The following is a 4,575-nucleotide window of genomic DNA, read 5'->3' as shown; positions in this document are numbered from 1 at the left end:
CCGTTGCAGCGCGTGGATCGCCTTGAGTTGGTAGGAACGCAGAAAACGCAGTTTGTTGAGCTGAATGTAGGCGGGACGTTCTTCCTCGATTCTCCATGCCGCTTCTGACGCATATGCCGGTCGTTGCGTAAGGGCGATGTAGTCGTCTTGTACCTGCTCGTCGATGAGACGCTGGGCGTTAGGGACAATCTTCTGATAGCCGATTACCGAATCTGGCGACGGGAACGACGTTATCAGGTAAGGATTGCCCCGTTCAAGATCCCAGAAGTAATGCAGGTTTCCGTTGGATAGGATGATGAATCGGCAGTTCTGCGAACGCGCGTATTTACGCGTCTGCTCCTTGGCGCTTAGCGGCTCAATGCCCTCAGCCTTCGCTTCAAGCACGATCAACGGAAAGCCTTTGGGGTCGAGAAGCAGGAAGTCGAGGTAGCCTTTCTTTGTCTTCTCGAAGTTGTCGCCTAAGGCGTCCAGGTCGGACGCTTTGATCGTAGTGGTGGATTCGAGCCGAATGTTGGCGGGGCCGTGTTCATCCGCGAAGAAGCGCCACCCCGCCGCTTCGAGTAGCTTGTTGATTTTGATGCGGGCAGTGGCTTCATTCATGGCTTCTGCACCGAGGTGTGAAGTTGGCGTTGCCGACATAATCGTAAGGTCACACGCATTCTCCCTGATCTGGCTGGATATTAGGCAAACCCGCTTCTTTGCAGGAAGTAGGCTTGGGGTTGAGGTCTTGACTATAGGCGCAAAGCAACACCGCGACGCTGAACGTTGCTTGTCTAACGCTCACTAGGCGGCCCTAACGTACTGCCCGAATGCTGATCCAGCCATTTGGCAAGAGAGAACTCTCCTTTGATCGGCCCGCCATCTTCGCCTGTTATCTCAATCGCCTTACGTTTCGGTGCGACATACTGCGCCAGTTCTTTGAACATTTGCGCCCGGATGCTCAAATCCGCCGCCTCATCCATAGCAATCCTAGCCATGCCCTCTATCGGATCGCATCCCATCGCCTCCAGCCGGTCGATCACGGCTCGGGTCTTGCGGTTTGGCGTGCCTTTGCTTCTGCCGCCTGTTTTGTGTCCCTGTGCCATATCTGAGTTAGTCTACTTTAGAAAGTTGGCAAAAAGCGCTAAGGTGGCAGTGAAGCGGCATGGGCGATCGTTATGCGTAATGGAACCCCGTCAAAAGAGATAGACCATGTGGCCACTAACTCTCATAGTAATTGTTGGTTCAGCATTCGCAACCTCACGCTCATTTGGTCAAGTGGAAGCGCATGCCCCTGTTTATGTTTCTAAGCCGGTCGGGCTTGTGCATTTTGTTGAACTTCAAATCGACGATCAAGTAGACGGCAACTGCTGGACGAATGCGGATGCTGTGGTTCAAGGCGCCAGGCTGACATTTGAGCAGAGCGGGATCGGCGTATTCATGGAGCCGCTCGTCGCACACCCGTTGCATGCGCCATTGGTAACAATAACTGGCCTCGGCGGAAGAACAAAAGCTGGCGTATGCTTCGGTGATATAGCGGTAGAAGTGCAGAGCAATGTAATGGCAACATACGGGCAATATGGGGAGTTTAAAATCTTCATGGACGCGCTGACTTACTCTAATAGGTCGGTAGCTATTGCTTCTGACAACCTTAATGAATCTTTCTCGGAAACCGTGGCGAGTTCCGTTAACGAGTTCGCAGCGAATGTATTAGCCGATCGACGAGACGCGACTGTCAGCAGGCTTCTTGACACCGTGCCTTATGTCGATGAACCACCGTCCACTTGGAAGGAGTGGAAAGCTGACACGCCGTGAATTTTGAAGCCAAGAATGCTTTGCCCTTGGTATATATCTATAAAGGTGCCCATATATGAAGTAACAGCAAGTGGGAAACTGGCTTGACTGGTACGCAATTGGGACTGTCCTTATTCCTGTGCGCCATATGTGTACTAACTTGGTACAGCTACAGGGTTAACTTGCCTCACATATGAAGTACAAAAACTGTTTTCACGCCACCCACCAAAGGGGATTACGGTCGCTCGAATATCGAGTTTACCGCCGCATTCATCAACTGCTAAGCACGTCAGCGCGTACAAGGTCGGCTTATTCCTGCCGCCCTGTCGCGCCACGATGATAAAGCCCTTGTCGCATAACTCCCGCGTCGCGCGATGTAGCGTGGCCTTCGAGCGCCAACCGCGTACTCGCATCAACCTCCAGCAGGCGCACAAGTCACCATTATTCCCACCATTAAACTGTGAATATAGGTCTACGAATAGTTTGACGGCATAGGCGGATAACCGCGCGTATTCACGACTGTTAATGATAGCTTTCGAAAGCGCAATGAAGCTACCGCGCTCGCGTCTGCCTTTGCTCTTGAGTCTATCGCGCGCCATTATTGGCGTCGCTCCGCCTTGAAACGCGGTGCCAGCGCCCGCGTGAGCGTGCGCGAGACGTTTTCAATCGCGCCTAAGGCATCGGCCAGGGATTGCACTTCCGCCGTGCGTAGCAGCCTGCCGCTGAGATTGTTGACCGCCGCATCAATGGTGGTGTGATATTCGACCGGCCGCCATTCGCCACCTTTGCGGCGTTGCTCGATACGCCAGCAGCGTTCGTCAGCGGTCAGCCTGAACCTGTCATTGATCGGTAAGTAAAAGGTGATCGGGTCAGCGCGGCGTGTGGTATCCTTTGCTTGTACCGCCAGGACAGTTGCTTGTGCCGCTTGACCGTCGCCACGGGCGGCGGCTTTTGTTTTTGTATCCATATCAATCCGCCTCCAGCTCGGCCAGCCGTCGGATAACACCTACTCGCCAAACGGTAGTATGCGGGCCTAGTTTTTCAGGTTTAGGGTATCGGCCTGTTTTCACGCCCGCCCACCACGCACTTTTGCTGACGGGGATGATGGCCGGAATTGGCGGGTCGGCTTTGGGATCGCCGATGATTTGTTTGAGCCTTAGGTAGGCCCAATCAGGCAGGTTGTGCATCTTAGATCGCTCCTATCCAGTAATAGACGTTGCAATCCTGCCTTGTGCGGTTCGCGCTAGCCGGTTACGGCGAATTTTGGTGTCTCTTAGACCGACTGACACGATCCTTTAGAGCTTTGATCTTGGTTTCTTTGACCGTACCTTGCTTATCCGTCCACTCAATCACGTCGTCCGTGATGGACTCAATGACACCTTGCCTGACGTAGTTGTGTAGCTTAGCCAGAACTTCCCTCGCACGAAGTGACGGATCGTCTGTCAAAATATCGATGATGAGCGTTTGCAGCGCGTCCGCTCTGGATTTAGAGGCGACTTCCTTATTTCTTTGTACTTGAAATTCTAGCTTTATCTCAGGAATATTCATGCTCAGATCTGTGCGTTCAAACCACCTCCCAAGATCAAACGCATAACCAATAGGGAGAATGTCCACAGTGTCGTCGTCAATTAACTCGTTCATGAGACGGCTCCAACGCAGCATCATTCGCGCCGGCAACGCTGGCCCATAAAATGAGTCTGGATCGAAAATCATGAAACCACTCGGAAGCGCGCCTTCGTTGCGATAGGCAACAGAGTCGGTGAATTTTTTGTCCTCAGTATTTAGAGCATCGGGATTAAAGCCTGCGTCGCGCAAAATGGCCGCAGCTTTCTCGCGTTTCATTCCGAGAGTTTGAATAAGACGCTGCCGCCAGAGATAGCGATTGCTTGGTGGTCGTACTCCGGCCAAGTCAGGGCCCCTTAACTGTTTGGCCCCTAAAAGCAGGAATCGCGCCAGCCGGGTGAGGTTGTCCCGGTTTTTGGTAGCCAGCCTAGGTGCGGCGAACTCTCAGGCGGCTTGATGCGTAATCGGCACGATGCCTTGCAATCGTTGCGGCTCTTGGCCGATCTCCCACAGGTCTACCGCCGTTTGCATCCGCAGCCAGCTTTCCGCCGTGGTGCTCAACAGCCGTCCAATCCGCACCGCCATGTCCGGCGACAGCGCGCGCTTCTCATGTAGCAGTTCGGACACGCTCAGGCGCGACACGCCCAGGCGCTTGGCGAACTCCGTTTGCGACATAGCCAGCGCCGGTAAGACATCCTCGCGCAGCACCGCGCCCGGATGCGTCGGCCGGCGTTTAGGGTTTCGCATGCTCATTAGTGGTAATCCTCAAGATCGACTTCGATGGCGTCCTCACCTTCGAAACGGAAGGTGATCCGCCAGTTACCCGTTACGGCGATTGCGCAGGCGGCAGGTTCATGTCTTGTGCGCTCAGCGCCGCGTCCAGGCGGTCTAGCGTGCGCTCGATGCGTGCGGCGCTTCGCGCCGGGATAGCACGATGGTCGCCGTTGCGAAAGAACCGCTCCAGGCCGCGATGCCTAAAACTGCGAATCATCCGATGCAATCCATCGCAGTCTATTGTAATCCATTACATGACAGCGCGGAAACGCTGGCGAAGGGATTCCATGCACTGGCGTTGCGCGCGCGATCGGCTACTGCGGCCGCGTTCGGTTTCGTCGATCGCTGGAGATGACGGTCCGGTTGGAGACGGGATCAAAGCTGCTAGGCGGCGCACGACTTCGCGCGCGCCTTTCTTGTAGACGGTGACGCACACCAGTTCGCCGTCATCGTCGTACACGGCGA

Annotated in this window: 7 protein-coding genes and 1 pseudogene; 1 reads left to right on the top strand and 7 read right to left on the bottom strand. The window is 54.6% G+C overall.

Annotated elements, in window-relative coordinates:
* Both H0V34_14010 and H0V34_14005 read right to left on the bottom strand, forming a co-directional pair.
* The coding region (locus H0V34_14010; protein MBA2492752.1) for a type I restriction enzyme HsdR N-terminal domain-containing protein at positions 1-600 on the bottom strand (600 nt) is incomplete at its 3' end.
* Between the two features lie 173 nt (positions 601-773).
* Entirely contained in the window at positions 774-1,085 is a 312-nt protein-coding gene (locus H0V34_14005) for a hypothetical protein (protein ID MBA2492751.1), read from the bottom strand.
* A gap of 106 nt (positions 1,086-1,191) precedes the next feature.
* Here H0V34_14005 and H0V34_14000 point away from each other — a divergent pair, with 106 nt between their 5' ends.
* Positions 1,192-1,794, top strand: coding sequence for a hypothetical protein (locus H0V34_14000; GenBank protein MBA2492750.1), 603 nt, complete (start codon positions 1,192-1,194; stop codon positions 1,792-1,794).
* Between the two features lie 577 nt (positions 1,795-2,371).
* Here the strand turns inward: H0V34_14000 and H0V34_13995 are convergent.
* The 5 genes and pseudogenes from H0V34_13995 to H0V34_13975 form a co-directional block, all read right to left on the bottom strand.
* The gene (locus tag H0V34_13995) at positions 2,372-2,740 is read right to left on the bottom strand and encodes a hypothetical protein (protein MBA2492749.1); all 369 of its coding nucleotides are present in this window, start codon (positions 2,738-2,740) and stop codon (positions 2,372-2,374) included.
* A 1-nt stretch (position 2,741) separates the two neighbouring features.
* Positions 2,742-2,960: a transcriptional regulator gene (locus H0V34_13990; protein MBA2492748.1), complete on the bottom strand. Its 219-nt coding sequence runs from the start codon at positions 2,958-2,960 to the stop codon at positions 2,742-2,744.
* Between the two features lie 64 nt (positions 2,961-3,024).
* Positions 3,025-3,615 (bottom strand): hypothetical protein, encoded by a 591-nt coding sequence (locus H0V34_13985; GenBank protein ID MBA2492747.1) that lies wholly within the window; start codon positions 3,613-3,615, stop codon positions 3,025-3,027.
* 165 nt (positions 3,616-3,780) lie between these two features.
* Entirely contained in the window at positions 3,781-4,089 is a 309-nt protein-coding gene (locus tag H0V34_13980) for a HigA family addiction module antidote protein (GenBank protein MBA2492746.1), read from the bottom strand.
* Positions 4,089-4,327: pseudogene (locus H0V34_13975) on the bottom strand (type II toxin-antitoxin system RelE/ParE family toxin). Before H0V34_13975 ends, H0V34_13980 begins: the two are co-directional and overlap by 1 nt.
* Between the last annotated feature and the right edge of the window lie 248 nt (positions 4,328-4,575).

This window comes from Gammaproteobacteria bacterium, assembly GCA_013696315.1.
GTDB lineage: Bacteria > Pseudomonadota > Gammaproteobacteria > JACCYU01 > JACCYU01 > JACCYU01.
The sequence above is the reverse complement of the archived record's forward strand: the minus strand, read 5'-3'. Positions and strand labels throughout refer to the sequence as shown.

Bases quoted from the DNA above. Each gene is read 5' to 3' on its own strand.
- H0V34_14005 (MBA2492751.1), bottom strand. From the start codon at position 1,085: ATGGCACAGGGACACAAAACAGGCGGCAGAAGCAAAGGCACGCCAAAC.
- H0V34_13995 (MBA2492749.1), bottom strand. From the start codon at position 2,740: ATGGATACAAAAACAAAAGCCGCCGCCCGTGGCGACGGTCAAGCGGCA.
- H0V34_13985 (MBA2492747.1), bottom strand. From the start codon at position 3,615: ATGAAACGCGAGAAAGCTGCGGCCATTTTGCGCGACGCAGGCTTTAAT.
- H0V34_13980 (MBA2492746.1), bottom strand. From the start codon at position 4,089: ATGAGCATGCGAAACCCTAAACGCCGGCCGACGCATCCGGGCGCGGTG.
- H0V34_14000 (MBA2492750.1), top strand. From the start codon at position 1,192: ATGTGGCCACTAACTCTCATAGTAATTGTTGGTTCAGCATTCGCAACC.
- H0V34_13990 (MBA2492748.1), bottom strand. From the start codon at position 2,960: ATGCACAACCTGCCTGATTGGGCCTACCTAAGGCTCAAACAAATCATC.